Genomic DNA, 26,075 nt, shown 5'->3' with positions numbered 1-26,075 from the left:
CATCGCGCGAACGCGCGGATCGCACGGACGGGGAGATCAGGACATGGGGTCGATCGTCGCCGCTCTTCCGGCGGAGTTCTGGACCGTCCGGTACGACGGCTCGCGTTTTCCGGGGTCCGCGGCCGTGACCGCGCTGCCGGGGCTCGCGGCGGGCGCCAACTGCCAGTTGTTCGCCTACGAGGTGCTCAGGCACTTCGGCCTGGCCCCGCCCGACCTGCGCTCCTCCGAACTCTGGTCCGACACGGAGTCGACGGTCCATGTGCCCGTCGCCCGGCCGCTCGACCTGGTCCTGTTCAACTCCACCGCCCGCGCGTTCGGCGCTCATGTCGGAGTGCACGTCGGGGACGACGCGGTGCTTCACCTGTGCGCGGAGGTCCGACACCCGGCGGTGTGGGGGCCGGCGGAGTTCGCGGTACGGGACCGCTACCGGGTCCGGCTCGGCGCCAAGCGGGTGCGTCCGTTCGACGGGGCCGCCTCGTAGTCCTGGAGGGTGCGCCCGGCCACCCACCCCTGGGCCTCGGCCCGGGACACGTCCAGGACCACGGAGTGCGCCAGTTGGTCGAGGGCGTAGCGGGTGAGCGGCGGCTCGGCGTGCGGGCGCAGCCGGGCCAGGTTCTGGGCGGCGGTCGCCGCGGCCCGGGCGACTGGCAGGGGGAGGTGGCCGATGCGGGCCCGGGTGCGGTGGGCGCGCAGGACCGTCCGGATCGCCTCGTCGCGGTCGTACGGGACCGGGTCGGCGATGTTGTACGCGCCCCGGGGCCAGTCGGCGGCCGTCAGACAGGCGTCGGCGAGGTTCTCGACGGCCGTGAGACTGAGCCGGACGCTGGGCCCGGGCAGCATCAGCAGGCCGCGGCGCACGCGGGAGAGCAGCCGGGGCACCAGGTGCGGGTCCCCGGGGCCGTACACCGCCCGTGGCCGCAGCACCACGGCGCCCGCCGCGAGCGCCAGCGCCTCGCCCTCCGCCTTCGTACGGCCGTAGGCGTTGAGGTGGCCGCGCACCGGATGGTCCTCGGTGATCCGGGAGCGTCCGGGTCCGGGGGCGTAGACGCTGGCGCTGCTCACCCACACCACCGGCCGGCCGTCGGCGGCCCGGAGCAGCCGTGCCGTGCCGTCGACGTTGACGGCTCGCATGGCGGCCTCGGCCGGGGAGCCGGGCACGGGGTCGCCGACGGCCGCCGCGCAGTGCACGACGAGGTCGGCGCCGGACAGGTCGGGGACCTCGCGTGCGGCGTCCCAGGGGATGTGCCGGCCGACGGGGCCGGGGCGCCGTCCGACGCACAGGACGTCGGTGCCGCGGGCGGCGGCCGTGGTGGCGACGTGGGAGCCGCAGAAGCCGCTCGCGCCGGTGACGGCGATCGTGGTCATCGGTTCTCCGTGGGTGGTCGGGTGGCCCGGACGGTGAGGGAGCGCCAGCCGGGCAGCGCCGCGGCCCGGTCGACGCGGGCGCGGACGACCGCGGGGCGGTGGGGGGCGAGCGCGGCGAGGGTGTCGTCGAGCTGTGCCCGGGCCAGGCGTGCGCCGAGGCAGGCGTGGCCGCCGGCGCCGAAGACGAGCCGGGCCACGGCGGGCGGTGCGGGGTGCCGGGCGTCCGGCGGTTCGGCGTGGGCCCGTGCGGCGTGCCGTGCCACGAGGATCAGGCGGTCTCCCGCCCGTACGGGACAGCCGTCCAGGTCGGCGTCGGCGGCCGCCACACGGGGCAGCAGCGGGGAGGGGGCGACCACGCGCAGCAGTTCGCCCACCAGCGCCGGACGCAGGCGCTCGTCGGCCGCCTGGTCCCAGAGTCCGGCGTCGGCGCACCAGGCGGCGGCACGGGGAAGGGCGGCGACGGTGGTGTTGACGGCGGCGACGGCGAGCATGGCCCGCAGGGCGGTGTCCGTCTCCTCGCCGGGCTCGCCGGACGGCACGAGCAGCGTCTGAAGCCGTGCCGTCGCCGTGGCGGCCGCGCGTGCGGTGCCGGGCGGCCTGGGGCCGGGCAGATGGTCGCGTACGGCGGCGGCCGCGGCCCGGGCGGCCGCTTCGGCGACGGCTTCCGCGTCCGCCTGCGGGGCACCGGTCGTGCCGAGGAGCGCGCAGACGGTGGCCCCGGCCAGTTCCCGGGCCAGCGGTACGAGGTCGACCTCGCGGCCCTCGGCGAGCGGGGCGAGACGGCGGGCCAGGACCTCCTGCCACACCGGGCGCAGCCGCTCCACCCCGGCGGCGCCGAGGCCGTCGGCGACGGCCCGCCGGGTGGCGCGGTGTCCGGTCCCGTCCTGGTCGAACAGCGTGCCGCCGGTGGACAGTTCGCGGGCGGCGCCGCCGGTGGTGCCGGCGGCGGTGCGGTCCAGCGGGACACGGGTGAGGGCCTGACGGTACGGCTCGGTGCCGTGCACCAGGACCGCGCCGCCGATGCGGGTGACCGGGCGGCGGCGGGTGGCGGCGAGGAGGGCGAACAGCACGGGGTGGGAGCGGGTGTAGACGCGGCGGTCACGGCGCCGGGCGGCGCGGAGGGCCGCGGGTGCCACGGCCTGTGGCGGCGGCGTACTGCCGGGCGCGGTCATCCTCGGGTCCGTTCGGTTCGTGGGGTCTGTTCGGTTCGTCGGTTCTGTTCAGTCAGGCGCCGGGCGGCGAGACGCGCGGTCGCGGCGCGGTCCGGCTTCAGGGAGCGGCCGGACAGCGGGATGTCGGCGAGCAGCACGGCGTCCGGGCGGGCGGTGCCCATGCGCTCCAGCGGTCCGCGCAGGGCCGTCCGCAGCGCGGCACGGTCGGCTTCGGGCGTCGGCTGGACGACGGCGACCAGGCGTTCGTCGCCGTCACCGGCCGGTACGCCGACGAGCAGGGCCAGTTCGACGCCCGGCACGTGGAGCCCCGGCTCGTACAGACCGGGGTAGATGTTCTCCGCGTGCCGCAGGATCATGTCCTTGCGGCGGCCCTCCAGGACGATCCGGCCGTGGTCGAGGCGTGCCTGGTCGCCGGTGGCGACCCAGGGGTCCGGGTCCTCGCCCAGGTAGCGGTGCCGGGCGGCGGGACCGGACAGGAGCAGCTCGCCGGAGGCGTCGGTCCTGGCCGTCACCCCGGGGAGGGGCGTGCCGACCAGGTCGCCGTCGCCGGTGAAGGCGGCCTTGTCGGCCTGTTCGACGGCCGCGGCGGGAAACAGTTCGGTCAGTGCGTAGACGCCCCAGGCCTCGTCGGCGCCCGCGCGCTTGACGCGGCTGAGGAGGTCGGCGCTCGCCGGGGCCGAGCCGGTCCACACCCGGCCGGTGAACCGGCCGCCCGCGGCGAGGAGTCGCCGGATCTGCGGCGGCGTCAGATAGGTGGCCTGTGGGGCGAGTCGGCTGAGCTGGCGGCGCAGTACGGGTGCGGAGCGGGCGGGCAGCGCGACCGGTGCTCCGCTCGCGAGGGACGGCAGCAGGACGAAGAAGGTGCCGCCGAGGACGGGCCGCCCGGCTCGGGGCCGTACCAGCTCGGCCACCGTGGTCATGCCGGCGGCGAGCGAGGAGCGGGTGTGGACCACGGCGCGGGGCCGTGAGGTGGTGCCGGAGGTGAACACGATGACGGCGTCGCCGTCCTCGTCCACCGCGGGCGGCAGCGGCCCGGTCCGCAGGCCGGTCTCCAGGGCGGGGGCGCAGCCGGGCAGCCGCGGCCCGAGGGTGGCCACCCGGCCGCCGAGGTCCGTGAGGTCCGGCAGGGCGAGGCGGGCCCGGCGGGCGAGCGGGCGGGCCCAGCCGGCGACGGCCTGGGCGGCGGCGTCGGCCAGGACGAGGTCGGGGCGGGCGAGCGCGAGCCGGGCGCGCAGCACGTCCGGCCCGGCGCCGGGGTCGAGCACCGCGGCCCGGGCGCCGAGCCGGTGGACCGCCAGCATCACGGCCAGGGCCCGGGGCCCGGGACGGACGGCGACCCCGACCGTGCTGCCGCGTCCGATGCCCCGTGCGTGGAGGGCGGCGGTGCAGTGGTCGGCGAGGTCGGCCAGGTCCCCGGAGGTGGCCTTGGTGCGTACGGCTCCGGTCCGGGTGGTGCCGAGGACGGCCGGCCGGTCGGGGTGGCGGCGCAGGGTGTGCGCGAGGGTGTCGAGCATCAGCGCGGGTCCTCCCCGTGGTGGCCGGGGCCCTTGTCGAGGTACCAGCGGGCGGTGCCGACGAGGCCGTAGGCGCGCAGTCGGCGGGTGGAGTTCTCCACGACCATGTCGCGGGCGTGGACGATGGCGGTGGTGTGGCGGCGTACCCGGTTGAGGAAGAGCCGGTCGGTGGGCGAGGGACGGCGGGGCATGCCGCCGACGGCCTCGTACAGGGCGGCGGTGACGGCCATGTTGTTGCCGGCGTGCATCCGGTACGGGGCGAGGTAGCCGTGGCGGCGGTGGTGGGCTGGGCGTATGCGGCCGAAGAACGCGGCGACGCGGACCAGTGCGCGGAAGGCGGCCCGTCCGAGCGGCCCGTGCTCGTCGCGGCGGGCGTCGATGCGCCCGCACACCAGTCCCGCGCCGTGCCGCAGGGCCGCGCGGGCACCGGCGGTCCAGCCGGGGTGCGGCAGGCAGTCGGCGTCGGTGCGGGCGAGGAGTGTCGCGCCACGCTCGATCGCGTACCGGAAGCCGGTGTCGACGGCGCAGCCCACGCCCTTCTCCGGTTCGCGCAGGACGTGGACCGGGAAGGGCGCCCGGCGGGCGAACTCGTGGGCGACCTCGGCGGTGTCGTCACTGGAGGCGTTGTCCACGACGACGAGGGTGAAGTCGCGGTCGTGCTGGTCGGCGAGCGCGTCCAGCGTGCCGCCGATGCGCGTGGCCTCCTGGTGCGCGGGCACCACCACCCACAGGGTGCTCATGCCTTCTCCCAGACCATCGTCATGATGCTCACGCCGCCGCCCAGGCCGACGAACAGGACCCGGTCGCCCGGGCGCAGGCGCTCGTGGACGCGGTCGAGCTGTACGCCGAGCGTGGCACTGGCCATGTTGCCGAGTTCGGGGACCGTGACGACGAGCCGGTCCCGGGGGACGCCGGTGAGCTCCACGAACCGCTCCAGGTACGGCATGGTGACCTGGTGCACGAAGACGTACCGGAAGTCCTCCCACGCGAGGCCCGTACGGTGCCGCATCCGGTCGAGCACGGAGGTGCCGACCTTCTCGAACACCTCGCGCAGTTCACCGCCGTCGCCCTGGAAGTACGTGTGCTCGTCGCCGCGCGGGTGGCGCGAGCCGCCGCCGAAGATGCCGCCGACCGACCAGTGCTCGGAGTGCGTCTCGGTGTCCACGTCGAGGATGCCGCCCCGGTCCACCGCCTCCAGGACGACCGCGGCTCCCGCGTCGCCGAAGGTGTAGCCCGCGAACCCGTCACGGAGCTGCTCGGGGCCGGACGGGGCGTGGCGCACCGCGCGGCTCGGGGTCTCCCCCGTGACGACCAGGGCCCGGCGGGCGCGGCCGGCGAGGATCATCGCCCGGGCGGTGTCGATGCCGTTGACGAAGCTGTTGCACGCGTTGGTGACGTCCAGCGCGTGGGCCCGGGAGCCGAGTTCGGCCTGGACGATGTGCGCGGTCGCGGGCTCGACCATGTCCCGGGTGGCCGAGGCGAACACCAGCAGGTCCACGTCGTACGGGGCGAGCCCGGCCCGCTCCAGCGCGGCACGCCCTGCCCGCACGGCGAGCGTCGAGGCGTACTCGCCCTCCCCGACCGCCCGGCGCGAGGCGATCCCGGTGACCCGTTCGAGCATCCGCGCCGGCAGCGAGAGTCCGGACGCGGCGGTGATCCGCTCCTGAAGCCGGCACGACGTCACCTCCCGTTCGGGGAGCGCGGATGCCACCGCGGTGATACCCACCCGGCGCGCTGTCGGGGCGGGAGCAGCATGGTCTGTGTCCATGCGCTTGACGCTACGAGCGGGCCGGGGCGGCCCGCCTGAGTGCTGATACTCAACCGTCGGTAGGTGATCGGCTCATACGACCGGCTCGGCGCGGGGCGGAAGGGGCGGGGCCTCCTTGGATTCGACGCGTCCCACCGCGTCGGGGCCGGACGTCAGCTCCTCGCACGTGGCCTGCCACGCGGTCCGGCGCGTGGGGACGCCGGCGTGCAGCCGGGTGTGGAGGTAGGCGGCGGTGAGGCGGGCGAGGGCGGCGACTCGCCTGGGGTTCTCGTCGGTGGTCTCGGCGGCGTCGTATCCGGCGATCCCGCCGAGTCCGTGTTCCGCGTCGAACAGCGTGAGGAGGGTCTTGGGGCCGGGGGCGAGGGTGTAGGGGTCGGCGTGCCAGGCGGGCCCCATGTCCGTGAAGTGCCGGGGGTCGTCCCTGTCGCCGGCGACGACCAGCGTGGGCGCGGTCATGGTGGAGAAGTCGACGGCGCCGATGATCGGCCACTGCTCGGCCATGGGCCCGTTGAACACCTCGCCGCCCCGGCCGGGCGCGGCGAGCAGCACGCCCGCCCGGATCCGGGGCTCGACGAGGTGCACCGCCTTCCCGGTGCCGGGGTCGTGGAGCCCGGCGCCGAGGAGGAGGGCGGCGGTGAAGCCGCCGAGGGAGTGTCCGACGAGAGCGACCTTGCCGGGGTCGAGCCGTCCCGCGAGCTGCGGCACGGTCCGCTCGACGACGTCGAGCCGGTCGAGGATGTGGGTCATGTCCTCGGCCCGGGAGCGCCAGAAGTCGGGCGCGCCGGGGGCCTCCCCCACCAGGTGGGTCAGCGTCCGGGAGGTGAGGTGGGTGGGCTGGATGACGACGAATCCGTGGGCGGCCCAGAAGTCGGCGAGCGGTGCGTAGCCGTGGAGCGAGGAGAGGTGGTGCGAGGGCCCGTGGCCGTGGGACAGAAGGATGACGGGGAGGCCGGTGCCGGTGGCGGGTGCGGAGACACGCACCTCCAGGTCCACGGGACGTCCGGGCACGGAGAGGACGACCGGGCTGAAGGACAGGATCGGGACGGGCGCGCCCAGAGGGTCGGCGCCGGGGGAAGCGGTGCTGGTGCTGGTGCTGATGCTCATGGTGTGGGTTCCCTTTCGGTGGCACCTGGCGTCCGTCCGTTTCGGCTAACCTGAAACGGAACACTGCTCCATTTACTATCCGGAGCGGCGCTCCGTTTTGTCAACCGGTCTGGAAGGACTCCGTGATGACCGCCGAGAGCCCCGCAGGGCAGTCTCCGCCCCGAGGCAAGCGGGCCGACGCCCAGCGCAACCGCCAGACGGTGCTCGACGCCGCCGCCGAGGTGTTCGTCACCGCCGGCGTCGACGCCCCGATCCGCCAGATCGCCGCACAGGCGGGCGTCGGCATGGCCACGATCTACCGCCATTTCCCGACGCGGGCCGACCTCGTCACCGCCGTCTACCGCCACCAGATCGAGGCCTGCGCGGAAGCCGGCCCGGTCCTGCTGGCCGGTGCCGACTCACCGTTCGACGCGCTGCGCCAGTGGATCGACCTCTTCGTCGACTTCCTGGTCACCAAGCACGGCCTCGCCGACGCCCTGCAGTCCGACAGCGACCGCTTCGCCGCGCTGCACGCGTACTTCCTCGACCGCCTCCTGCCCGTCTGCGCCCAACTGCTGGACGCGGCGGTGGAGTCCGGCGAGATCAGGCCCGGCACGCAGCCGTACGAGCTGATGCGCGGCATCGGCAACCTCTGCATCGGCCGCGACAACGACCCCCGGTACGACCCGCGACGCCTGATCGCACTCCTTCTGCGAGGCCTGGCGCGACCTCGCACGTCTTGAGAACGACGAGCCGCCGCCGGGTACCGTCGAACTCCCGCAGCACCACTCTCGGTTCTTCGCCCGCGTACCCTGACCCGAACTGCGGGAACGCGACGGGGTACGGGGGTACAGGTTCGTGGGAATGCGTGCGGGCACGGGCGACGCCGCGAACGGCGAGTCTGCCCTGATCTCCGCGGTCCGCGCCGGAGACCCGGCCGAAGTGAGCCTCCTTCTTCACCGGGACAGCCGGCCCGATTCTCTGGAGGCCGCGTTCTCCCTGGCCGTCCGCGCGTACGACGGACATGTCGCCCAGCTGCTGCTCCGGTTCGGCGCGGATCCCGGCCAGTGCGGCCCTGACGCGTTGCCGCCACTCGGCGAGGCGGTCGCCTTCGGGTCGCCCGCCCTGGTCGAGGCCCTCCTGGACCACCGGATCCGGGACCGGGACGCCACGTCCGAGCTGCGCGACGCGCGGGACCTCGCACTGCGCCGGCACGAGACGGGGGCGGAAGCCGAACTCCGGCGTCGTACGGGCTCCGGCCGGGCTGCCCCGAAGAGGAGACCTGCCTCGGCACGGCCTGGCGCTACGAGTGGCGCCGCGACGGCCGCTGACCCGTCGCGCCGGTGAGGGCGAGGGTGACGAGTCGTTCGGCGAGGCCCTCGTCGAGGGGAGCGCCGCTGATGAGGGCGCGGGTGAAGAGGGCGCCGCTGATGGCCTCGATGACGAGGCCGGGGTCGGTGTCCGGCGCGAGTTCGCCGCGGTCGACGCCCCGGCGGACCATGACGGCGCCGCGTTCGAGGCGTTCGGTCCAGTAGGTCAGACGGCGATCCGGCAGGGTGTCGTCGCGCTCGGTGCTCAGCCGGAGCAGCGCCTCGCCCTGGGCCGTCGCGAGCAGGCGCGCCAGGGTGCCGAAGTAGACGGCGAGGTCGTCGTGGACGTCGCCGGTGTCCGGTACGGGCATCGCCGCGTCGAGCTCTTCGGTCAGCGCTTCCAGGATCAGGTTCTCCCGGCTCCCCCATCGCCGGTACACGGAGGTCTCGTGGACGCCGGCGGCGCGGGCGACCGCGCCGACGGTGGTGCCGGCGAGTCCGTGCTCCGTCAGGACGTCCACGGTGGCGGCGAGGACCGCGGAGCGCATCCGGGCGCCCCGGCGGCGCAGCGGCGGCGTGGCCCGGTCGGGCGAGGAGGGGTCGGACGTGGACATGCCTCATCGTAACGCAAGCACACTTGCTTTAGCCGAACGGCGGGCGTACGTTTCATTGCAAGGTGACTTGCGTTAAGTGGAGCGAGGCCCTGGTCAAGGAGGTCACGTCATGGAGCAGATGCTCGCCGCCCGGCTGCACGTCCCCAGCCGCACCCTGCGGATCGAGGAGGTGGCGAAGCCCGTACCGGGTCCCGGACAGGTCCTGGTGAAGGTGGAGGCCGCGGGCGTGTGCCTGTCGGACGTCCATCTGATCGACGGCACCCTCACGCCGCTGCTGCTGCGCGGCGACACGGTCACCCTGGGGCACGAGGTGTCCGGCACCATCGCGGAGACGGGGCCGGGGGTCACCCGCTGGACCGCGGGTCAGCGGGTCGTGCTGTACGCCGGCGAGGTCCGCGACGGTGTCACGTACACCCGTGGCGTGGACTACGACGGCGGCTGGGCCGAGTACGCGCTCTCCGCCGAGAACGCGCTCACGGAACTGCCCGCCGCCATCCCCTTCGACCAGGGCGCGATCATCCCCGACGCGGTCTCCACGCCGTGGGGCGCGATCACCGTCACGGGTGCGGTGAGGCCGGCCGAGGCCGTCGGCGTCTGGGGCGTCGGCGGTCTCGGCGTCCATGCCGTCCAGTTGCTGAGGGCCGTCGGCGCGTGCCCGGTCATCGCGGTCGACCCCAACCCCGTCGCGCGCGAACGCGCCCTCGCCCAGGGCGCGGACCTGGCGCTCGATCCCGCCGACCCGGCACTGCGGGAGCGGATCGCCGCGGCGACCGGTGCGGCCGGGATCGACGCCGCCTTCGACTTCGCCGGCGTACCGGCCGTCCGCGAGCAGGCGCTGTCGGTGCTCGCACCCAAGGGCAGGCTGGTCCTCGTGGGCCTCACCGACAAGCCGCTCACCGTCACCGACGGCACCCGCTTCAGCTACCTCCAGCAGCAGATCCTCGGCCACTACGGCTCCGACATGCCGGTCGCCCTGCCGCAGCTGCTCTCCCTGCTCCGGGGCGGACGCCTCGACTTCTCCGGCTCGATCAGCGGTGAACTCCCGCTGGCGAAGGCCGCGGAGGCGGTGGAACGTCTGGAGAACAAGACCGGCGACCCGATCCGGCTCATCCTGCGCCCCTGACCGGGCGCCGTGGTGCGCCCGGGCGAATGCGGGCTGCGATCATGAGCCGCATGCTGTCACTGACGATGACCGATGCCTCAGCCGAGTCGCTCGGCACCGCGGCAGGCGGAGCCGCCCTTACGCCACCGGGCGGCCTGGCCCCCGACCTGCGCGAAATCCTCGCGCAGGAAGTCGTCCTCAAGGGCGAGGCACTCGCCTGGGCCGGTTCCCCCCGCAACCTCGACGACGCCGCTCTCTCGCGCTTCGGAGACCTCACCGGTTGGGAGTGCTTCGACACCTCCTTCCACCTGGAGGACAACGTCCCCGTGCGGGTTCACATCCGCGAGGACGGCGCCCCGGAGATCTCCGAGGACGATCAACGGACCCTTCTCCTGCACGGGATCGCCTGCGCCATGGAGTTCCGCCACGTCCTGCGCAGGGCGAACCACCTCGGTCCGGTGCGCTGCATCATCGGCGCCAACGAGACCAACGCGACGTTCCGGTTCCACCGGATCCGCCCGGGCGAATCGTGGACCGACCCGGACCTCGACCGCTACCGCACGGACAAGATCGTGGTGGTCGACATCAAGCCGGCGGCCAGCTGAACCCTCACGGGCACCAGTTGCGTCGACCCGGTCTTGCCGCTCCGGACTCGAGCGCACTCCCGGGCCGGGCGCAGCCTCACGGGTCCTCGCGGTACGGCGGTGACCGTCGGCTCCAGACGGCGTCGGAACGACTGATGAGCCGGCGCAGTGGGCGGGCGCTACGAGGAGGCAGGGCCCGGACGACCGTGTCGAGGAGGGCGCGGGCCTCCAGCGGGTCACCGCAGCAGTACCAGTGGGCGTTGCCCCACTCGTGGTCACGCCACAGTTCACGCGTGGGACGGTGGACGTAGTCCTGCCACAGACGAAGCGCCGCGCTCACGTCTCCCGGCTGGAGATGGTTCCGGGTGCGCTCGAGGCGGTCGATCTCGGCGAGCACGTGCGGAGACAGCCCGTCGATGACCCGTGGCGTCTCGGCCGCCGGGAGCCGGTGGGCATCAGGCCGCGTACGTCGCCGCCCGCTACCCGGCATGCCCCCTTGGGTTCGTCGTCATACCGCACATGGTGCCATGACGTCCCGCCGCCGAGCACGTACAACCAGGAGCGCCGGCGGCTCAGTAGCGGTGGCCGGGCCAGTGCGGGTCGTCCCAGCGGTCGGGTCCGGTCACGCCGAGGAGCCGTATCCGGTGGAGCAGGTCCTCGGGGGCGCCATGGGCCCGGAGCCGGGGCGGCGCGTGGCGGACCAGCCAGGCGGTCAACTCGGCGCACATCTCCTCCCCCTGCTCCCAGGCGTACCAGGGGAGTTGATCGACGAGGAGGTCGTACTCCCAGTGGGCCGCCGCCTCGGCCAGGTGCCGATCGGCCACGGGGTCGTCCAGCGCCTCCCAGGTGCCGAGCCACGGGCTCAGGGTGCCCGTGGCCTCGGTGTTCAGGACGAGCAGCTCATGCACGGGCATGGCGGGATCCGGATCGACGAGCGCACAGGCCCACCACGCCCGCAGGAACTCCTCGACCGCGGCGGCCTGTTCGGCGGGCCACTGCTGCCAGTGGCCCCGGGCGAAGGAACGCCCGATGTCCTCTCCGTCGAAGTAGGGCTCGACGAGACCGCCGACCAGGGCCGAGGCGAACTGCGGCAGGATCCGGCGCAGTACGGACGCGTGGTCCGTCCAGTCGACAGCCCGCCAGGTACGGCTCAGCAGGTCGGGGTCCAGTTCCGCGTCGGCCACCTTGAGCTGGGCGAGGTCCTCCGCACTGCCCCAGTGGCATGCGCAGTTGGTCTCGTCCGGGTGGGCCGTCATTCCGCGGAAGGTGACCGCCAGGCCGTCGAGGGCGGCGTCAAGGCGTCGTCGTGCGCGGCGTTGATCGATGCGTGTCATGGGTGTGGGGCGTTCCCTCGGGACTCCGGGGGCCTGCGCCCGACCGAAGATCACCACCTTACCGGGGGCGCGCCGAGGATGCGGTCGGGAACCTCTTCGATCGTCTCGCGGTTCCGGGCGAGGCGGCGCCATTCGCTGAGGGTTGTGGCGTAGGCGCCGCGGAAGCGGCGGGTGAAGTGGCTGGGGCTGGTGAAGCCGCAGCGGGCGGCGACGACGGCGATCGGGAGGGTGGTGTGGCGCGCGGAGGCGAGGAGGCGGCGGGCGCAGGCGAGGGCGCGTGTGCGGCGGCGCCGGGGTCGTGCACCCACGACCGGCTCGTGCGCGAACTGGCCGTCGGCGCCGGGGCCGCGGTCGTGTTCCCCGAGTACGACCTCTCCCCCGAGCACCGCTACCCGGTGGCCATCGAGCAGAACTGGACGGTGGCCCGCTGGGTCGTGGAGGAGGGCGCGGCGTACGGCCTGGACGCGTCGCGGATCGCGGTCGCGGGCGGTGCGCGCCGTTGAGGCGCGCCTACCGGGCCGGGATCGTGACGCCCGCCGCCGCGAACGGGGCCGTCAGGACGCCGTAGGGGGTCCCCGTCGGTTTCGTCCGCTCGCAGACGGCACGGGCCGCTCGGTGCGTGACCCGAACGGCCCAGGGGCGGCGCGCGCGCCCGTACGGCCCGGAGCATGGGAAGGACCGGCGGCACCACGGCCCGCAGCGCGCGGTCCCCATCACCCACGGAAAGGGTCCGGCCATGACCTCGCGGAAACCGTTCGACGACCCCGCCCTCCCACCCCGCACGCCGGAGGGGGGCCGCTACGGCGAGGACGTGTTCCGGCCCGGGCAGCCCGGCGAGGGCGAGCGGATCGATCTCGGGGCGCTGGCATACGACGAGCTCACCCTGAACCGGCTGCGCGCCCTCGGCGCCGGGCCGGGGTGGCGCTGCCTGGACGTCGGCGCCGGTACGGGCACGGTCTCGCGGCGCCTGTTGCGCGAGGCGGAGGTGGCGGGCGTGCTGGCGGTCGACCGCGATGTGCGGTTCCTCGCCGAACGGCCCGTCCCCGGCCTCGATGTGCTCCAGGCCGACATCACCGCGCCGGACTTCGCGCCGGGTCGCTTCGATCTGGTCCACGCGCGGTTCGTGCTCATGCATCTGCCGGAGCCCGAGCGGATGGTGTCGACGCTGGCCGGGCTGGTCGCGCCGGGCGGGGTACTGGTCCTCAGCGACGCGGTCGACCTGACCAGCGACCGTACGCGTGCCAGGGACACGACTCCGGGCGGCGGGGCGACGGCCGACACGCCGTACGCCGCGGCGATGCGCGCGATGTGGCAGGGGCTGCGCACCTCCATCGGCACGGACGTCTCCTGGGTGCCCTCGTATCCGCAACTGCTGCGCGCGGCCGGTCTGACGGCGGTCGGCGCGGAGATGTACGTACCGCCGTTGCTGCGGGGAAGTCCGATCAGCCGCTTCTGGGCGGACACGTGGGAGCGGAGCCGGGCGTCGATGGTGGCCACCGGGCTGATCGACGGCGCGGGAATCGACGCGGCGATCCGCTACCTGGACTCGGACGCGTGCGCGGCGCTGTCCGCCGGGATGCTCACCGTCTGGGGCCGCCGGCCGGGGACGGCCGGGACGTCGGCGCGCTGATGCCTCCGCGAAGTGCGGATCCAGTCCGAGAACTGGCTTTCGACTGCAGATGTTCACCGGTTCCGGCAGCACCGCCAGGTGACGTTGTTCGACTTCCGGCAGTTTCACTCACGGGCGTGACGACGGGTCATGGAGCTCGTTACGATCACGGCCCTGGTGCGCTGACCTGGGCCTTGGAACGACGAAAGGCTCCACTGCGGCCATGGCCCGCTCTTCACACGACCACTCCCCGGCCCGCTTCGGCGGAGCGACGCCGCCGTTGGACGAGGCGTCACCGGCAGCGCATCCGAAGGTGCTGCGGGATGAACTCATCGCGGCAGTGGAGTGGGTCTGCCAGTATCTGAGCCGCCTTCCAGAGGCCCCGGTGAGCCGTCCCATGTCTGCGCGCCGGCGCGCCCGGCTGCGCGACGCCTCGCTCGGCAGTACCGGCGGTGAGCTGGGGCAGATCCTGGACTTCGTGCGCGAGGAGATCGCACCGTTCCCCACCGGGAACGGACACCCCGCGTTCTTCGCCTGGATCAACTCCCCGCCCGCCCCCGCCGGCCTGATCGCCGAGCTCCTCGCAGCCGCCGTCAACGCGACCTGCGGCATGGGCGACAACGCCCTCATGGATCTGGAACGCGGCACGGTGCGCATCCTCGCCGACCTGGCCGCACTCCCCGCCACCACAGGAGGGGTCCTGACCAGCGGCGGTTCCATGGCCAACCTCCTCGCCCTGGCCACCGCCCGCACCTGGTTCCTCACCCGCCACGGCTCCGGTGACGGACCCGCCTACGACCGCGACCACGCCCGCCTCACTCTCTACTACAACGCCCAAGCCCACATGTCCGTGGCGAAGGCCGCAGCCTGCATCGGCATCCCCGCCCACCGGCTGCGCCCCATCCCCAGCGATGCACAGCACCGCCTGGACCCCGCCGCACTACGCGCCGCCGTGGCCGCGGACCAGGCCGCCCGGCTTCTGCCGTTCTGCATCGTCACGACGCTGGGCACCACCGCCACCGGCGCCGTCGACCCGCTCGAACCCGTCACCGACCTGTGCCGGCGCACCGGGATGTGGCACCACGCCGACGGAGCATGGGGCGGACTCGGCGCCATGGTGCCTGACCTGGCGCCCCTCTATCGGGGCGTCGCCGACGTCGACTCGATGACCGTGGACCCGCACAAGACCCTCAGTGTGCCGGTCGGCTGCGGCGCACTCCTGGTCACCGACCCCGAGCACCTGCACACCGCCTTCGCCCACCGCGCCTCCTACCTCACCCCCGGCGAGCCCGACGCACTCCCCTGGCTCTCCCACGCCACCATCGAACTCACCCGCCCCGGCACCCGGGCCCTCGCCCTGTGGGCGACCCTGCACCACCTCGGACGCGACGGCGTGACCGCCCTGCTCCAGCACTACCTGACCCTCGCCGACCGCCTGCGCGACAAGATCACCGCCGATCCCCGCCTGGAACTCGTGGCCGGCGGCCCCTGGCCGGTCGCCTGCTTCCGCCTCACCGATACCGACACACCCGACCCCGACGCCCTCCACACCCACGTCGCCCATCACATCCAGACCGCCGGACGGGCCTACCTCGCCACCGTCACCGTTCACGACCGCACGGTCCTGCGCGCCTGCCTCTGCAACTACCGCACCAGCGAGAGCGACCTCGACCTGCTCCTTCGCGAAGTCCTCCACGCCGCCGACTCCGCGCACCACGCAGCACCCACCCGATGCACAGCCGAGTGACCACTCATCGCCGAGAACGCCTTGCCCGCGGGAAGCCACGGGCAAGGCGTCGACGTCGCTTCAGGCGATCAGCACGTGACCCAGTAGCCCGGGAGGTCTCCTTGATGGTGCTGTTGGTGTAGAGGTTCCACAGACCGAGGTTCCGGTTCGAACCGTCGGCGTAGGCATCGCCACCGGACTGGTGGGCCCGTCCGGCTTGCGTGTGGGCGTAGTTGCCGGCCGTCACACACGTGCAGCGAGCCGGTGGCGGGTGCCGGAACGGCCGCTGTCGCGCCACCGGCCGTCGTCGCGGCGATTCCGAATGTCGTTCCACCACTTCGACGGATCGCGATGTGGCGCGCATTACCGTGGAATCGAAGAGAACAGGCCTCCAGGCTGTGCCGTGAGCCGAGCCCACGGCCGCAGTCATCGACCGCGTCCCGCCTCACGCAGCAGCGCCGCCCCCAGGGGGGTGAGCGTGTGCAGCACATGGGCGGCGACGCGTTCGCTCGCGATGAGCCCCGCGTCGCGCAGGGCGCGGGTGTGGAAGCTGACGGTGGTCGGCGACACCCCGGCCGCTCTGGCGGCCTCGGTCGAGGTCACGCCGTGCGCGGACGCGAGCAGGACCGCCGTCCGCGTGCGCCCCAGCAGCGCGTCGAGCGCGGGTTGCCCGCCGCCGTAGGCCGGGTCGGGCGGTGCTTTGTGGAGCAGGGGGTAGACCAGGACCGGGGGGAGATCCGGGTCCGCCAGGGTCACCGGGCTGTGCCAGATGAAGTAGGACGGGAGGAGGACGAGGCCGCGGCCGTTCAGGTACAGGTCACCACCCACCATGTGGTGCTCGACCTCCAGCACCGGGCGCCGCCAGTTCATGTGCGGCGCGAGGCAGGACAGCAGGCCCTCGGCGCCGCCGTCGAGGAAGGCGCGGGCTCGTACGGCCCGGTCGGCGTCGATACGGGCCTGTATCTGCTCCTCGTACGGCCTGATGGCCGTCTCGTGGTACGCCCGGAGGGCTTCGGTCAACGTCCTGCGCTGCTCTGGCTCGGCCAGACGCGGCAGCCAGGGGTGGTGGCGGGTGGCATCGGCGACCAGCGCCACCTCGCGGAGCACCCGGTCCCGGGGCGTCGCCAGGATCGCCTCGAGGCCGGCCGCCAGGCCCTCCTGCGACTCCGGAGGCGTCAGGAAGTCGGGGTAGTACGCCGCGCGTGGGAACGCGGGGAGCAGCAGGGACCTCACTGTGGGCGCGAGGCCGGATTCGGTCAGCCGGTGCACCGCCGACTGATACCAGCCGGAGTACGCCCACCTGCCGCGGCGGGTCTGGAAGCGGTGCAGGCTCGATGCGATCTCCCACATCGGGTCAGGGCGTGACGCCAGGCGCGTCCGGGCCAGGTCGACCTCGGTGAAGTGGATCCGGAGCAATGAACTCCCCCTCGCGGCCTGCGCACTTCGAGCCTGTTCGCAGAGTCTGGGGCCCGCCGGGACCGGCTGACAAGATGGCCGCGTTCCGCATCCGCGGATGATGACAGAAGGGGGCAATCCGTGCAGCGAGTGCGTGTCAAGGCGCTGCTGAGCGCGCTGACCTTGACGGCGGCGACAGGCGTCGCGTGGCTCGGCCTGGCGACACCCGCCCAGGCGGCCACCTGCTACTGGTACTCCGGGCAGACCGGGACCTCGTCCAATTGCGACAACAAGGACCCCGATGTCCTCGCCGCGTCGTGCGGCGGGCAGACGATCTACTCCACGCGCTTGAAGCGCAGCTACGACGGCGTCGCCGACGGTCCGTTGCTCGAACTCCGCTACAGCTCGAGCTGCCGCACCGTCTGGGGCCGTCTGACCGGCGCCTGGGGTACCGACTACGACCAGGGCGGTTGCACCGTCACCGTCCACCGCAACTCCGACGGCCAGGAGTACTCGCGCAGTCCCGCGTTCGGGGCCACGAACACCACGGTGTGGTCGAACACCGTCTACGACGCGGGCGTGACCGCGTATGTCAAGGCGCACTGCGACACAAGCCCCGGCTACCAGTACAGCGGGCAGACCGCCGGCTACTGAGCGACACCGTCTGATCGGCCGCAGGCCGAGCGCTCGGCGGGGCCGGGAACCGGCACGGTGGCTGACGCCCCGTGCTCCGTCCCGGCCCCGCCTGGCCGTCCAGCCCAGGTCAGCCGATCGGGCGTGGCCCGCGGTCTGCTTCCGCGCGGGCGTCCCGCTCACGGTAGGCGCCATGCGCCGGCCCCTGGCTTCCCGACAGCCGACAGCCGACAGCCGACAGCCGACAGCCGACCATCGTTCCCATCCGAAAGCATGTAATCCGCGTTTGCACTTATAGCGTGTCTGCAACTATTGTTGTGGCACGTAAGCAGCCTTCTCAAGCAAACACGGATGGATATGCCATGCCGCTCGCTCTCCTTGCGCTAGCCGTCGGAGCCTTCGGGGTTGGAACGACCGAGTTCGTCGTGATGGGGCTGCTGCCCGAGATCGCCGGCGACTACGGCGTCTCCATCCCCACCGCGGGACTGCTGGTCACCGGGTACGCACTCGGCGTCGTCCTGGGTGCGCCGCTGCTGACCGTCCTGGGCAACAAGGTGAGCCGCAAGCGGATGCTCATGGTCCTGATGGGCCTGTTCGTGGTCGGCAACCTGCTCTCCGCCTTCGCGCCGAGCTTCGGGATGATGCTGACCGGCCGCGTGGTCGCCTCTCTCGCCCACGGCTCGTTCTTCGGCATCGGCTCCGTCGTCGCCGCCGGGCTCGTCGCCCCGGAGAAGAAGGCCGGCGCCATCGCCACCATGTTCACGGGACTGACCGTCGCCAACATCGTCGGCGTACCGCTCGGCACGTCCATCGGGCAGGCGGTCGGCTGGCGCACCACCTTCGCGATCGTCGCCGCGCTCGGCGTGATCGGACTGCTCGGCATCGCCCGTCTGGTGCCCGCGATGCCGCGGCCCGAGGGTGTGCACCTCGGCCGGGAGCTGACCGCCTTCCGCAACCCGCAGGTGCTGCTCGCGATGGCGATGACCGTGCTCGGCTTCGGCGGTGTCTTCGCCGCGATCACCTACATCGCGCCGATGATGACGCACGCCGCCGGCTACTCCGACGGCGCCGTGACCTGGCTGCTCGTGCTCTTCGGCATCGGCATGTTCCTCGGCAACCTGCTCGGCGGGCGCTTCGCCGACCGGGCGCTGATGCCCCTGCTGTACGCCACCCTGGGCGGCCTCGCGGTCGTGCTGGCCCTGTTCACCGTGACCGCGCACCACAAGATCCTCGCCGCGATCACCATCCTGCTCGTCGGTGCGCTCGGCTTCGCGACCGTGCCGCCGCTGCAGAAGCGCGTCCTCGACCAGGCGCACGGCGCGCCCACGCTGGCCTCGGCCGTGAACATCGGCGCCTTCAACCTCGGCAACGCGCTCGCCGCGTGGCTCGGCGGACTCGTCATCTCCGCCGGCCTCGGCTACACCTCCCCGAACTGGGTCGGCGCCGTCCTGGCCGCCGCCGCACTGCTCCTCGCCCTCTGGTCCGCCGCGCTGGAGCGCCGGGCCCCCGCGAAGGGCGCCGTCCCGAAGGACACCGACGCGGACCGGGTCGCCGCAGCCACGGCGCCCGCCCCCTCCCCCGTGCACCTCTGATCGCCTTCCACACCCGCAGCAGGAGCTTCGCCATGGGCACCCGCCACACCCGCACCCCACAAGAGGTCTTCGCCGACCACGGCAAGCGCCTCGGCACCGGCGACCTGGACCTCATCAGCGAGAACTACACCGAGGACGCCGTGTTCCTCACTCCCGAACGCGTCCTGACCGGGCGCGCGGGAGTCCGCGAAGGGATCAGCCGACTGCTCGCCGACCTTCCCGACGCCGAGTGGCAGCTGACCCCGCGGTTCGCCGGGGACGTGCTGTTCCTGCAGTGGACCGCCGCCGGCAGCGCCCACGAGGTCACCGACGGCGTGGACACCTTCGTCTTCCGTGACGGGCTCATCAGCGCCCAGACCGTCCGCTACACCCTCTCCACCCGCACCAAGTGAAGGAGCACCCGCACACCATGGCACCGGCCACCATCCCCGCCACGCCCGCCGTCCCCACGGTCACGCTGAACAACGGCGTCGAGATCCCCCAGCTCGGCTTCGGCGTCTTCCAGGTCGCCGACGACGCGACCACCGCCGCCGTCACCTCCGCCCTCGAGGCCGGTTACCGCAGCATCGACACCGCCGCGATCTACGGTAACGAGGCCGGCGTCGGCCGTGCCCTCGGCACCTCCGGGCTCGCCCGTGAGGAGCTGTTCGTCACCACCAAGCTGTGGAACGCCGACCAGGGCTACGACTCCACCCTGCGCGCCTTCGACGACAGCCTGGCCAAGCTCGGCCTGGACTATGTCGACCTGTACCTCATCCACTGGCCGACCCCGGCCCGTGACCTGTACCGCGACTCCTGGCGCGCCCTGGAGCGGCTCGCCGAGGAGGGCCGGATCCGCGCCGCCGGAGTATCCAACTTCCAGCCCGGCCACCTGCGCCGGCTGATGGACGGTGCCACGCTGACCCCGGCAGTCAACCAGATCGAGCTGCACCCCGCGCTCCAGCAGTCCGAGGCGCGTGCCTTCCACGGCGAGCACCGGATCGTCACCGAGGCGTGGAGCCCGCTGGCACAGGGCGCGGTCCTCGACGACCCGGCGATCGCCGCCATCGCCGCCGCCCATGGCAAGTCACCGGCGCAGGTCGTCATCCGCTGGCACCTTCAGCTCGGCAACGTGGTCATCCCCAAGTCGGTGACCCCGGCCCGGATCCGCGCCAACGTCGACGTGTTCGACTTCGTGCTCACGGACGAGGAGATGGCGTCGATCGCCGGTCTCGACCGCGGCCTGCGGACCGGCCCGCACCCCGACGAGCTGAACTGACCCGTGCGCCCGCACCGGGCGCATCCCCTCTTCCCCTCCCCCTGTTGGCTCGCGCGCCGCGGGCCCCGTTCCGGGCCGACCGTCCGGAACGGGGCCGGGGCCCGGGCGCGGGCGCGGGCGCGAGCGCGGGCCCGGGCGCGGGCGTCCGGAAGGACCCGCCGTGCCCACCCCCACCTCCCCGGCCCCCACCTCCCCTTCTCTCCCCTCGCTCGCCCGGCTGGCTCCCGCCGCCGGGCGTCTCACCGTCGGTCTCGAACTGCCCCTCGACAACGACTGGGGCGTCGAGCGCGGGCGCGCCGGCCCTTCGGTGTCCCCGACCTGACCGCGCGCACCCGGCTCGCCGGGCTCGCCGACCGGCTCGGCTTCGCCGCGCTGTGGCTGCGCGACGTCCCCCTCTACGATCCCGTCGCCTTCGGCGACGCGGGCAGCGTCTTCGAGACCTTCACCCACCTCGGGCACCTCGCCGCCTTCACCGAGAACGTCGTCCTCGCGACCGGCGCGATCGTGCTGCCGCTGCGCGAACCCCTTCCCGTCGCCAAGGCCGCGGCCACCGTCGACGTGCTGTCCGGCGGCCGGATGCTGCTCGGCCTCGCGAGCGGCGACCGGCCGGTGGAGTACCCGTTGTTCGGGCGGGACTTCGCCGGGCGCGGCGCCGCGTTCCGCGAGGGTGTCGAGACGCTGCGCGCCGCCTGGCGTCCCGGCCCGCGCGAACCCGGCCTCTGCCCCGGCGGCGGCCTCTGCGGGGGTGCAGCTGGAATCGGCGACCACCCCCTTGCATTGACCCGCGCGCAAACAGTGGCTCTGGAGCGCCTGCGGCGGGCCGGGGCGCCGGTGTGTCAGGAGACGAGCGGGGCGTCCACCTCGGTGAGCTTCACCGTGCACAGGCCGCCGCGCTCGGTGGTCACGTCCGTGACCTCCAGCTGGGTGCCCGGCGCGAGGATGTACTCCTCCTCTCCGGTGAACGCGGAGAAACTGCGGATGCCGACCGCACGCGCGGGGGTCACCTCGAACAGGGTGCGCTTGCCGCGGCTGCCGAGGAAGGACCGGGCGATACTCAGCTCGGAGGTGCAGGAGGAGACGCCCCACCAGGTGACCGTGGATCCGAGGGGGTACTGGCGGCGCAGGTCGAGGGCGACGCCGCGCCACAGCGGTTCGGTGCGGGCGGGGAGTCCGGAGACGGCGGAGAACAGCAGTCGCAGATAGGGCAGATAGGGCTCGACACGGCTGCGGTCCGGGGAGCGCAGCACGGCGTTGATGTTGCGGTAGAAGCCCGACTCGCAGGTGTAGAGGAAGAGCGCGGCGATGGCGTCGGCGGACAGTCCCGCGCCGGCCTGCTCGTCGGCCCGGCGCTTGCCGAACTCGCGCGAGCGGTCGATGTGCCGGCCGAGCCCGGCGAGGACTTCGGTGACCGGGGCGACGGCGTCCTCGAAGGGCATCAGCGGAGTGTCGAACACGCCGGTGACCGGCGGCAGGACGTGGCCCTCGTCCCGGACGCTCGTGAGCCGTTCCAGATACAGCTGGTGCAGTTCCATCGTGGAGGCGATGAAGGCGCCCATGCGCGCGGCGACATCGGCGTCGGGGCCCGCGGATCCCGTCCCCGTCCCTGTCCCCGTCCCCGTACCGGCTCCGTCGGCACCGCCGCCGACGGAGGGCTTGTTCCAGCCCTTGCTGGGCAGCCAGTCGACGGGGTCGGCGCCGAGTGACAGCAGGGCGTCGTTGACGGTGGCGAGATGGTCGCCCTCGCAGAAGATGTCGCCCTGAGCCGCCGGGTTGGCGTGGTCGATGTGACGGACCTCCACGCCCGGGTACTTCTTCTCCAGGCGCAGCACGGTGCGCTTCAGGCTGCGGGCGTGGGCGCCCCACCAGGCGAAGACGACTCCGCGGTCCTCCGGGTCCTCGGCGTCCTGCTTGGCCCGGAGTATCTCCTCGACGATCCGCTCGGCGACCGGCCGCCAGAAGGAGGTGTGCTGGTCGGTGCCCATGGCGCCGTCGGCGCTCGCGGTCAGCGAGGCGTTGAGCAGCAGCACACCCTGGGTGAGCATGGCCTGGAACCACTCGGGCGGCTGGACCGTGTCGCGTTCCTTGAGGAGGGCGCGGACGTCGGCGATGGGTGTCTTCTTGACGATGCCGTACTTCCACATGGCTGCCGCCTTGATGAGGCAGCGGATGCTGACGACCCGCCCGAACTGACTGTCCTTCCAGTCGTTGAAGGTGTTGTCGAACATCGCGATGCCGGTGGCGCTCTCCGGCCGCGGGTAGGGGTTCTGGCCGAAGACGACGACCTTCCACTTGTGCGGCGGGTTGGGCTTGAGCGCCTGGAAGGTCAGTTCCCGGACCGGTACGACCTGGGGGCTGCGGCCGGGCCCGATGAAGTGGCCGGCGTCGGGGCGGGCCTCGATGACGGGCTTCAGGACGGGCAGCCAGGCCTCGCCGCCGCCGGTGAAGAGTTCGGCGAGGGCCAGCGGGTCGTTCGGGTCGGGCTGGGGTGCGGGCGTGGCGGTGGCGTCGCTCAAGGAGGAACTCCCGGTCGTGGTGCCTGAGGGGTCGGGGTGGCCGGCGGCGGTGGTGCCGGTCGAGGTAGCGGTCGAGGTGGCCTCAGTGGCGAAAGGAATGCCCTTTCGGCGGCATGATCCGCACCCTCGTGGTCGGCGGGGCCTGGTCGATGCCGGCGAGCTGGGCGGTGATGGTGGCGCGCAGCTCGTCGTCGTCCTCGAACCAGTGGTCGTGGAAGAGGGTGTAGCCGGTCCACATGAGATTGGCGCAGATCCGGGCCGGGACGCGACCGGTCGCGGCGCCCATCCCGACCAGCGCGACCGAGCGGATGCTGCCGGGCGTCTTCCGGTTCTGCCGGTGCACGGCCTGGAAGGCCGCCGCGCAGGCCATGGCGACGTTGAGGGTCTCGCTCACGTTCTGCGAGGAGTCCACCATGGTCGGCGTGGAGATCACGAAGCGCGGCACGCGCGCCCCGGACGGCACGCACACGGCGCTGCCGACGGGCATCCTGCCGGCGAACCGGTCGCGGATCGCCCGCTGCACCCGCAGCTGGATGCCCGCCCCGAGGTGCCGCTTGATCACGGCGTCGACGCCGCCGTCCATCCGCCCCGCCGCGTTCGTCGGCGTGACCCACGCGTCCACGTCCTCGTCGAGGATCGAGCCCCGCCGGATCTCGATCCCGGGAGTGTCGGCGAACGCCGCCCGCCAGGCCTCCACCACACCCGCGTTGACGTCCGTCAGAACCACCCGCAGCGTGGTGTCCGCGCAGCCCATGGTCATCGATGCCCCCTGTCAGGAACGGTCTCTTCCAACACCCCCGACGCTATCGGCCACCACTGACAACGCCCCTGGCCGCAGGGGCGCTGACCTGCCGTCACCCGGTGCGCAGTGCACGGCGGTCGTGGCGCCTGGCGTGATCCTGGAAGAAGGGCGGGGCCGCCCCGTTCACGGGTGCTCGGGCAGCGGGACGAACGGGCGGTTGAGGTGCGGGGTGGCCAGGAGGGTGCCGGAGCGGGCGGCGTCGGCGAGGAGGTCCTCGCGGGTACGGCGGGCGAGGGCCGGGTCCGCCTCGTACACGTAGCGGACGGAGGGATCGGCGAGCTGGACGGCGTGGACGAGGACGTCGCCGGTGACCAGGAGGCGCTGTCCGGCGTCCTCGACGAGGAGGGACTGGTGGCCCGGGGTGTGGCCGGGGGTGGCGAGGAGGGTGAGGCCGCCTGCGGGGGCGTACGGCAATGGGCTGCGCCCGTCGACCTCGTGGAGCTGTCCGGTGCGCCGCAGGGGTTCGACGACATGGCGCCGGGCGGTGTGTTCGGCGTCGAGCGCGGCGGTCTCGGCGCGCTGGACGACGTAGCGGGCCTCGGGGAAGACGGGGATGCCGTCGGTGGTGACGGACCAGCCGTAGTGGTCGTCGTGGAGGTGGGTGAGGACGACGGTGTCCACGTCGCTCGGGCGGATGCCGGCGGCGGCCAGGGCGTGCGGGAGGCGGCCCGGGACGGGGGCCCAGTCGGACGCCGGGCTGCCGGCCGGGCCGATGCCGGTGTCGACGAGGGTGATCCGGTCGCCGGGGCCCTGTATCAGATGGCAGCGGAAGTCCAGCTCCCAGCCGTCGTCGGGGCCGAACGCGGCCGGGTCGAGCCGCCGGGCCCGGTCCCAGGCCTCCGGCGTGGCGTCCGGGAAGGCGGCGGAGGTCTGGTCGGGAAAGGTGCCGTGGGCGTCGAGGAGGGCGAGCACCCGGTAGCGGCCGAGGTGCCGCTCCGCGGCCCAACTGCCTTGGGCCGCAGAGGTGTCGGAGTGCGCGGTCGTGGGGTCTGACCTCATCGGCGGTCCCTTCCTGAGGGCGGGCGGCGTGTTCGCCCGGTCCGGTACAAAGGATCTTCGGCGCTCCGAGGGACGGTACGCCGTGGAACGGGGAGGCGGGTGGCGCATGGGCGACACGTCAGCGGCGGGGATCGAGTTCCGTACGTCGAAGGGCCGGGTGCGGGGCCGGCGGGCGGACGACGGGGTCGTGGCCGTGCTCGGCGTCCCGTACGGCGCGCCGCCGTTCGGTGAGGGCCGGTTCCGGCCGCCGCGTCCGGCGGCCGGGTGGAGCGGGACGCGTGACTGCACGGCCTTCGGACCGATCGCGCCGCAGTCGGCGCGGCTGCCGGGCGCGCCGGTGTGGAAGCCCGGGGACGAGGACGTCCTCACGCTCAACGTATGGGTGCGGCCAGGGGCCGGTGCCGGGCCGCTGCCGGTGCTGGTGTGGATCCACGGCGGTGCGTACACCTTCGGTTCGCCTGCCCAGCCCGACTTCGACGGCGCCGCGCTGTCCCGTGCCGGGGTGGTCGTGGTGAGTGTCGGCCACCGGATCGGTTTCGAGGGTTTCGGCCATGTGCCCGGCTTTCCCGACAACCGGGGGCTGCTCGACCTCGCGGCGGCGTTGCGCTGGGTCCGGGACGAGATCGCCGCGTTCGGCGGCGATCCCGGGCGGGTCACGGTCGCAGGGCAGTCCTCGGGCGCGGGGGCGGCCGTGTGCCTGATGGCGATGGAGGAGGCGCGCGGGTTGTTCCACCGGGTGATCGCCCACAGCGTGCCCAGCGCCTTCTTCGCGCCCGAGGTGGCAGCGGCGGTCGGCTCGGCCGTAGCGGCGGAGGCCGGTGTCGCGGCGACGGCCGACGGGCTGCTGTCCGCCCGGCCGGAGCGTCTTGTGGCCGCGGCCGACCGGATCGCGGCGCGCTGCCGGGAGGGCGGTCCGGTGGCGGCGGTGCAGGCGTATAACCCGGTGGTGTTCCAGCCCGTGATCGACGGCACGGTGCTGGCGGCGAACCCGCTGGACGCGCTGGCGGCCGGTGCCGCGCGGGACGTGGACCTGCTGGTGTGCCACGCCCTGGAGGAGTGCTGGTTCCTGCACCGGGTGGGGGCGATCTCGGACGTCGCCTCCGAGGCCGAACTCGACGCCTTCGCACGGGCCTTCCCGCTGCCCGCCGCCCTGCCGGCCGCGTACCGGGAGCAGATGCCCCAGGCGCCGGTACGGGACCGCTACCTGGCGCTGTTCGGCGACGCGCAGTTCGGCGAATACAGCAGTCGGCTCGCCGAGCGGCACGCCCGAGCCGGCGGCCGCGCCCATCTGTCCCGCTTCGCCCGTACGCGCCCCGTCCCGGACGGCCGGGCCCGGCCCTGGCACACCGCCGACGTGCCCTTCGCCTTCGGCAACCTCGACGCGGAGGGGGCCGACTTCCTCCTCGGCGGCGCCCCGGACGCGGACGACCGCGCCCTCTCCGCGCGCATGGTGCGCGCCTGGGCCGACTTCGCGGCGACCGGCGCGCCCGGCTGGCCCGCGCTCACCCCGGACGCCGCTCCGGTGCACCACTGGGCCGTGCCTGGGGACCATGTGACGGACGACGTCACGGCATCGGGCCGCCGGGCGCTCTGGAGGGAGATCGCCTTCGGCCCGATCCGCCTCCCGAAGCCGGAGATCGAGCCGGAGACGGAGATCCAGCCGGGAACGGAGGGTCGGCCCTCACCCTTGACCGGAGGGTGA

Annotated in this window: 27 protein-coding genes and 2 pseudogenes; 15 read left to right on the top strand and 14 right to left on the bottom strand. The window is 73.5% G+C overall.

Annotation, left to right across the window (positions count from 1 at the left end):
- The first annotated feature begins 43 nt into the window (after positions 1–43).
- Positions 44–481 carry a hydrolase gene (locus tag AB0M18_RS20940; protein WP_365760092.1) on the top strand — a complete coding sequence of 146 codons (438 nt, stop codon included), beginning with the start codon at positions 44–46 and terminating at the stop codon, positions 479–481.
- Here the strand turns inward: AB0M18_RS20940 and AB0M18_RS20935 are convergent.
- The 6 genes from AB0M18_RS20935 to AB0M18_RS20910 all read right to left on the bottom strand — a co-directional run bounded on the left by AB0M18_RS20935 (position 424) and on the right by AB0M18_RS20910 (position 6,923).
- Positions 424–1,365 carry an NAD(P)-dependent oxidoreductase gene (locus AB0M18_RS20935; RefSeq protein WP_365760090.1) on the bottom strand — a complete coding sequence of 314 codons (942 nt, stop codon included), beginning with the start codon at positions 1,363–1,365 and terminating at the stop codon, positions 424–426. The genes AB0M18_RS20940 and AB0M18_RS20935 overlap by 58 nt on opposite strands.
- Positions 1,362–2,501, bottom strand: coding sequence for a cytochrome P450 (locus AB0M18_RS20930; RefSeq protein WP_365760088.1), 1,140 nt, complete (start codon positions 2,499–2,501; stop codon positions 1,362–1,364). The genes AB0M18_RS20935 and AB0M18_RS20930 overlap by 4 nt, the downstream gene beginning before the upstream one ends.
- Before the next feature lie 32 nt (positions 2,502–2,533).
- On the bottom strand, positions 2,534–4,051 hold the full coding sequence (locus tag AB0M18_RS20925; protein WP_365760086.1) for a class I adenylate-forming enzyme family protein: 1,518 nt from the start codon (positions 4,049–4,051) through the stop codon (positions 2,534–2,536).
- Entirely contained in the window at positions 4,051–4,791 is a 741-nt protein-coding gene (locus AB0M18_RS20920) for a glycosyltransferase family 2 protein (RefSeq protein ID WP_365760084.1), read from the bottom strand. Before AB0M18_RS20920 ends, AB0M18_RS20925 begins: the two co-directional genes overlap by 1 nt.
- Positions 4,788–5,819 (bottom strand): ketoacyl-ACP synthase III, encoded by a 1,032-nt coding sequence (locus AB0M18_RS20915; RefSeq protein WP_365760082.1) that lies wholly within the window; start codon positions 5,817–5,819, stop codon positions 4,788–4,790. Before AB0M18_RS20915 ends, AB0M18_RS20920 begins: the two co-directional genes overlap by 4 nt.
- 72 nt (positions 5,820–5,891) lie before the next feature.
- Entirely contained in the window at positions 5,892–6,923 is a 1,032-nt protein-coding gene (locus AB0M18_RS20910; protein WP_365760080.1) for a chlorophyllase, read from the bottom strand.
- A gap of 125 nt (positions 6,924–7,048) precedes the next feature.
- Here AB0M18_RS20910 and AB0M18_RS20905 point away from each other — a divergent pair, with 125 nt between their 5' ends.
- Together AB0M18_RS20905 and AB0M18_RS20900 are read left to right on the top strand one after the other, a co-directional pair.
- Positions 7,049–7,645, top strand: a complete 597-nt coding sequence (locus AB0M18_RS20905) for a TetR/AcrR family transcriptional regulator (protein WP_365760078.1) — start codon at positions 7,049–7,051, stop codon at positions 7,643–7,645.
- 121 nt (positions 7,646–7,766) lie between these two features.
- Entirely contained in the window at positions 7,767–8,249 is a 483-nt protein-coding gene (locus AB0M18_RS20900) for a hypothetical protein (protein ID WP_365760076.1), read from the top strand.
- Here the strand turns inward: AB0M18_RS20900 and AB0M18_RS20895 are convergent.
- Positions 8,206–8,826: a TetR/AcrR family transcriptional regulator gene (locus AB0M18_RS20895; RefSeq protein ID WP_365760075.1), complete on the bottom strand. Its 621-nt coding sequence runs from the start codon at positions 8,824–8,826 to the stop codon at positions 8,206–8,208. The genes AB0M18_RS20900 and AB0M18_RS20895 overlap by 44 nt on opposite strands.
- Before the next feature lie 109 nt (positions 8,827–8,935).
- Between AB0M18_RS20895 and AB0M18_RS20890 the strand changes: the two genes are divergently transcribed.
- Both AB0M18_RS20890 and AB0M18_RS20885 read left to right on the top strand, forming a co-directional pair.
- Entirely contained in the window at positions 8,936–9,949 is a 1,014-nt protein-coding gene (locus AB0M18_RS20890) for a zinc-binding dehydrogenase (RefSeq protein ID WP_365760073.1), read from the top strand.
- A gap of 65 nt (positions 9,950–10,014) precedes the next feature.
- Positions 10,015–10,533: a hypothetical protein gene (locus tag AB0M18_RS20885; protein ID WP_365760071.1), complete on the top strand. Its 519-nt coding sequence runs from the start codon at positions 10,015–10,017 to the stop codon at positions 10,531–10,533.
- A gap of 76 nt (positions 10,534–10,609) precedes the next feature.
- Here AB0M18_RS20885 and AB0M18_RS20880 read toward each other — a convergent pair whose 3' ends face one another.
- From AB0M18_RS20880 to AB0M18_RS20870, 3 genes are all read right to left on the bottom strand, one after another.
- Positions 10,610–10,852, bottom strand: a complete 243-nt coding sequence (locus AB0M18_RS20880; RefSeq protein ID WP_365760069.1) for a hypothetical protein — start codon at positions 10,850–10,852, stop codon at positions 10,610–10,612.
- 232 nt (positions 10,853–11,084) lie between these two features.
- Positions 11,085–11,846: a hypothetical protein gene (locus AB0M18_RS20875; RefSeq protein ID WP_365760067.1), complete on the bottom strand. Its 762-nt coding sequence runs from the start codon at positions 11,844–11,846 to the stop codon at positions 11,085–11,087.
- A gap of 50 nt (positions 11,847–11,896) precedes the next feature.
- Positions 11,897–12,154, bottom strand: coding sequence for an AraC family transcriptional regulator (locus AB0M18_RS20870; protein WP_365760065.1), 258 nt, complete (start codon positions 12,152–12,154; stop codon positions 11,897–11,899).
- Here AB0M18_RS20870 and AB0M18_RS20865 point away from each other — a divergent pair.
- The 3 genes and pseudogenes from AB0M18_RS20865 to AB0M18_RS20855 form a co-directional block, all read left to right on the top strand.
- Positions 12,149–12,334: pseudogene (locus tag AB0M18_RS20865) on the top strand (alpha/beta hydrolase fold domain-containing protein); the annotation flags it as partial. The gene AB0M18_RS20870 and the pseudogene AB0M18_RS20865 sit on opposite strands and share 6 nt — an antisense overlap.
- A 248-nt stretch (positions 12,335–12,582) precedes the next feature.
- Positions 12,583–13,476: a class I SAM-dependent methyltransferase gene (locus AB0M18_RS20860; protein WP_365760063.1), complete on the top strand. Its 894-nt coding sequence runs from the start codon at positions 12,583–12,585 to the stop codon at positions 13,474–13,476.
- 376 nt (positions 13,477–13,852) lie between these two features.
- Positions 13,853–15,202, top strand: a complete 1,350-nt coding sequence (locus tag AB0M18_RS20855; protein ID WP_365760061.1) for an aminotransferase class V-fold PLP-dependent enzyme — start codon at positions 13,853–13,855, stop codon at positions 15,200–15,202.
- A 405-nt stretch (positions 15,203–15,607) separates the two neighbouring features.
- Here AB0M18_RS20855 and AB0M18_RS20850 read toward each other — a convergent pair whose 3' ends face one another.
- Complete coding sequence (locus AB0M18_RS20850) at positions 15,608–16,597, bottom strand: winged helix-turn-helix domain-containing protein (protein ID WP_365760059.1); 990 nt, start codon at positions 16,595–16,597, stop codon at positions 15,608–15,610.
- Positions 16,598–16,717: 120 nt separating this feature from the next.
- Here AB0M18_RS20850 and AB0M18_RS20845 point away from each other — a divergent pair, with 120 nt between their 5' ends.
- The 6 genes and pseudogenes from AB0M18_RS20845 to AB0M18_RS20820 all read left to right on the top strand — a co-directional run.
- On the top strand, positions 16,718–17,230 hold the full coding sequence (locus tag AB0M18_RS20845; protein WP_365760057.1) for a DUF2690 domain-containing protein: 513 nt from the start codon (positions 16,718–16,720) through the stop codon (positions 17,228–17,230).
- Between the two features lie 341 nt (positions 17,231–17,571).
- A complete protein-coding gene (locus AB0M18_RS20840) occupies positions 17,572–18,801 on the top strand; it encodes an MFS transporter (protein ID WP_365760055.1) in 1,230 nt (409 codons plus the stop codon).
- Positions 18,802–18,833: 32 nt separating this feature from the next.
- Positions 18,834–19,193, top strand: coding sequence for a nuclear transport factor 2 family protein (locus AB0M18_RS20835; RefSeq protein WP_365760053.1), 360 nt, complete (start codon positions 18,834–18,836; stop codon positions 19,191–19,193).
- 17 nt (positions 19,194–19,210) lie between these two features.
- Positions 19,211–20,059 (top strand): aldo/keto reductase, encoded by an 849-nt coding sequence (locus tag AB0M18_RS20830; protein ID WP_365760051.1) that lies wholly within the window; start codon positions 19,211–19,213, stop codon positions 20,057–20,059.
- A gap of 160 nt (positions 20,060–20,219) precedes the next feature.
- Positions 20,220–20,381, top strand: a complete 162-nt coding sequence (locus AB0M18_RS20825; protein WP_365760205.1) for a hypothetical protein — start codon at positions 20,220–20,222, stop codon at positions 20,379–20,381.
- A pseudogene (locus tag AB0M18_RS20820) lies at positions 20,333–20,698 on the top strand (LLM class flavin-dependent oxidoreductase); the annotation flags it as partial. The gene AB0M18_RS20825 and the pseudogene AB0M18_RS20820, both read left to right, overlap by 49 nt.
- Before the next feature lie 197 nt (positions 20,699–20,895).
- Here AB0M18_RS20820 and AB0M18_RS20815 read toward each other — a convergent pair.
- From AB0M18_RS20815 to AB0M18_RS20805, 3 genes are all read right to left on the bottom strand, one after another.
- Positions 20,896–22,572: an ADP-ribosyltransferase domain-containing protein gene (locus tag AB0M18_RS20815; protein WP_365760049.1), complete on the bottom strand. Its 1,677-nt coding sequence runs from the start codon at positions 22,570–22,572 to the stop codon at positions 20,896–20,898.
- Between the two features lie 82 nt (positions 22,573–22,654).
- Positions 22,655–23,332 (bottom strand): macro domain-containing protein, encoded by a 678-nt coding sequence (locus tag AB0M18_RS20810; RefSeq protein ID WP_365760047.1) that lies wholly within the window; start codon positions 23,330–23,332, stop codon positions 22,655–22,657.
- A gap of 165 nt (positions 23,333–23,497) precedes the next feature.
- A complete protein-coding gene (locus tag AB0M18_RS20805; RefSeq protein WP_365760045.1) occupies positions 23,498–24,373 on the bottom strand; it encodes an MBL fold metallo-hydrolase in 876 nt (291 codons plus the stop codon).
- 106 nt (positions 24,374–24,479) lie between these two features.
- On the opposite strand from AB0M18_RS20805, the gene AB0M18_RS20800 reads away from it, so the two are divergent.
- Positions 24,480–26,075 (top strand): carboxylesterase family protein, encoded by a 1,596-nt coding sequence (locus tag AB0M18_RS20800; RefSeq protein ID WP_365760043.1) that lies wholly within the window; start codon positions 24,480–24,482, stop codon positions 26,073–26,075.

It is taken from the genome of Streptomyces sp. NPDC051909 (assembly GCF_040681095.1).
Taxonomy (GTDB): domain Bacteria; phylum Actinomycetota; class Actinomycetes; order Streptomycetales; family Streptomycetaceae; genus Streptomyces.
Note: the sequence above shows the minus strand (reverse complement) of the source record. Positions and strands in the feature narration are given on the sequence as shown.

Bases quoted from the DNA above. Each gene is read 5' to 3' on its own strand.
- AB0M18_RS20940 (WP_365760092.1), top strand. From the start codon at position 44: ATGGGGTCGATCGTCGCCGCTCTTCCGGCGGAGTTCTGGACCGTCCGG.
- AB0M18_RS20935 (WP_365760090.1), bottom strand. From the start codon at position 1,365: ATGACCACGATCGCCGTCACCGGCGCGAGCGGCTTCTGCGGCTCCCAC.
- AB0M18_RS20925 (WP_365760086.1), bottom strand. From the start codon at position 4,051: ATGCTCGACACCCTCGCGCACACCCTGCGCCGCCACCCCGACCGGCCG.
- AB0M18_RS20920 (WP_365760084.1), bottom strand. From the start codon at position 4,791: ATGAGCACCCTGTGGGTGGTGGTGCCCGCGCACCAGGAGGCCACGCGC.
- AB0M18_RS20915 (WP_365760082.1), bottom strand. From the start codon at position 5,819: ATGGACACAGACCATGCTGCTCCCGCCCCGACAGCGCGCCGGGTGGGT.
- AB0M18_RS20910 (WP_365760080.1), bottom strand. From the start codon at position 6,923: ATGAGCATCAGCACCAGCACCAGCACCGCTTCCCCCGGCGCCGACCCT.
- AB0M18_RS20905 (WP_365760078.1), top strand. From the start codon at position 7,049: ATGACCGCCGAGAGCCCCGCAGGGCAGTCTCCGCCCCGAGGCAAGCGG.
- AB0M18_RS20900 (WP_365760076.1), top strand. From the start codon at position 7,767: ATGCGTGCGGGCACGGGCGACGCCGCGAACGGCGAGTCTGCCCTGATC.
- AB0M18_RS20895 (WP_365760075.1), bottom strand. From the start codon at position 8,826: ATGTCCACGTCCGACCCCTCCTCGCCCGACCGGGCCACGCCGCCGCTG.
- AB0M18_RS20890 (WP_365760073.1), top strand. From the start codon at position 8,936: ATGGAGCAGATGCTCGCCGCCCGGCTGCACGTCCCCAGCCGCACCCTG.
- AB0M18_RS20885 (WP_365760071.1), top strand. From the start codon at position 10,015: ATGACCGATGCCTCAGCCGAGTCGCTCGGCACCGCGGCAGGCGGAGCC.
- AB0M18_RS20875 (WP_365760067.1), bottom strand. From the start codon at position 11,846: ATGACACGCATCGATCAACGCCGCGCACGACGACGCCTTGACGCCGCC.
- AB0M18_RS20860 (WP_365760063.1), top strand. From the start codon at position 12,583: ATGACCTCGCGGAAACCGTTCGACGACCCCGCCCTCCCACCCCGCACG.
- AB0M18_RS20855 (WP_365760061.1), top strand. From the start codon at position 13,853: ATGTCTGCGCGCCGGCGCGCCCGGCTGCGCGACGCCTCGCTCGGCAGT.
- AB0M18_RS20840 (WP_365760055.1), top strand. From the start codon at position 17,572: ATGCCGCTCGCTCTCCTTGCGCTAGCCGTCGGAGCCTTCGGGGTTGGA.
- AB0M18_RS20835 (WP_365760053.1), top strand. From the start codon at position 18,834: ATGGGCACCCGCCACACCCGCACCCCACAAGAGGTCTTCGCCGACCAC.
- AB0M18_RS20830 (WP_365760051.1), top strand. From the start codon at position 19,211: ATGGCACCGGCCACCATCCCCGCCACGCCCGCCGTCCCCACGGTCACG.
- AB0M18_RS20810 (WP_365760047.1), bottom strand. From the start codon at position 23,332: ATGACCATGGGCTGCGCGGACACCACGCTGCGGGTGGTTCTGACGGAC.
- AB0M18_RS20805 (WP_365760045.1), bottom strand. From the start codon at position 24,373: ATGAGGTCAGACCCCACGACCGCGCACTCCGACACCTCTGCGGCCCAA.
- AB0M18_RS20800 (WP_365760043.1), top strand. From the start codon at position 24,480: ATGGGCGACACGTCAGCGGCGGGGATCGAGTTCCGTACGTCGAAGGGC.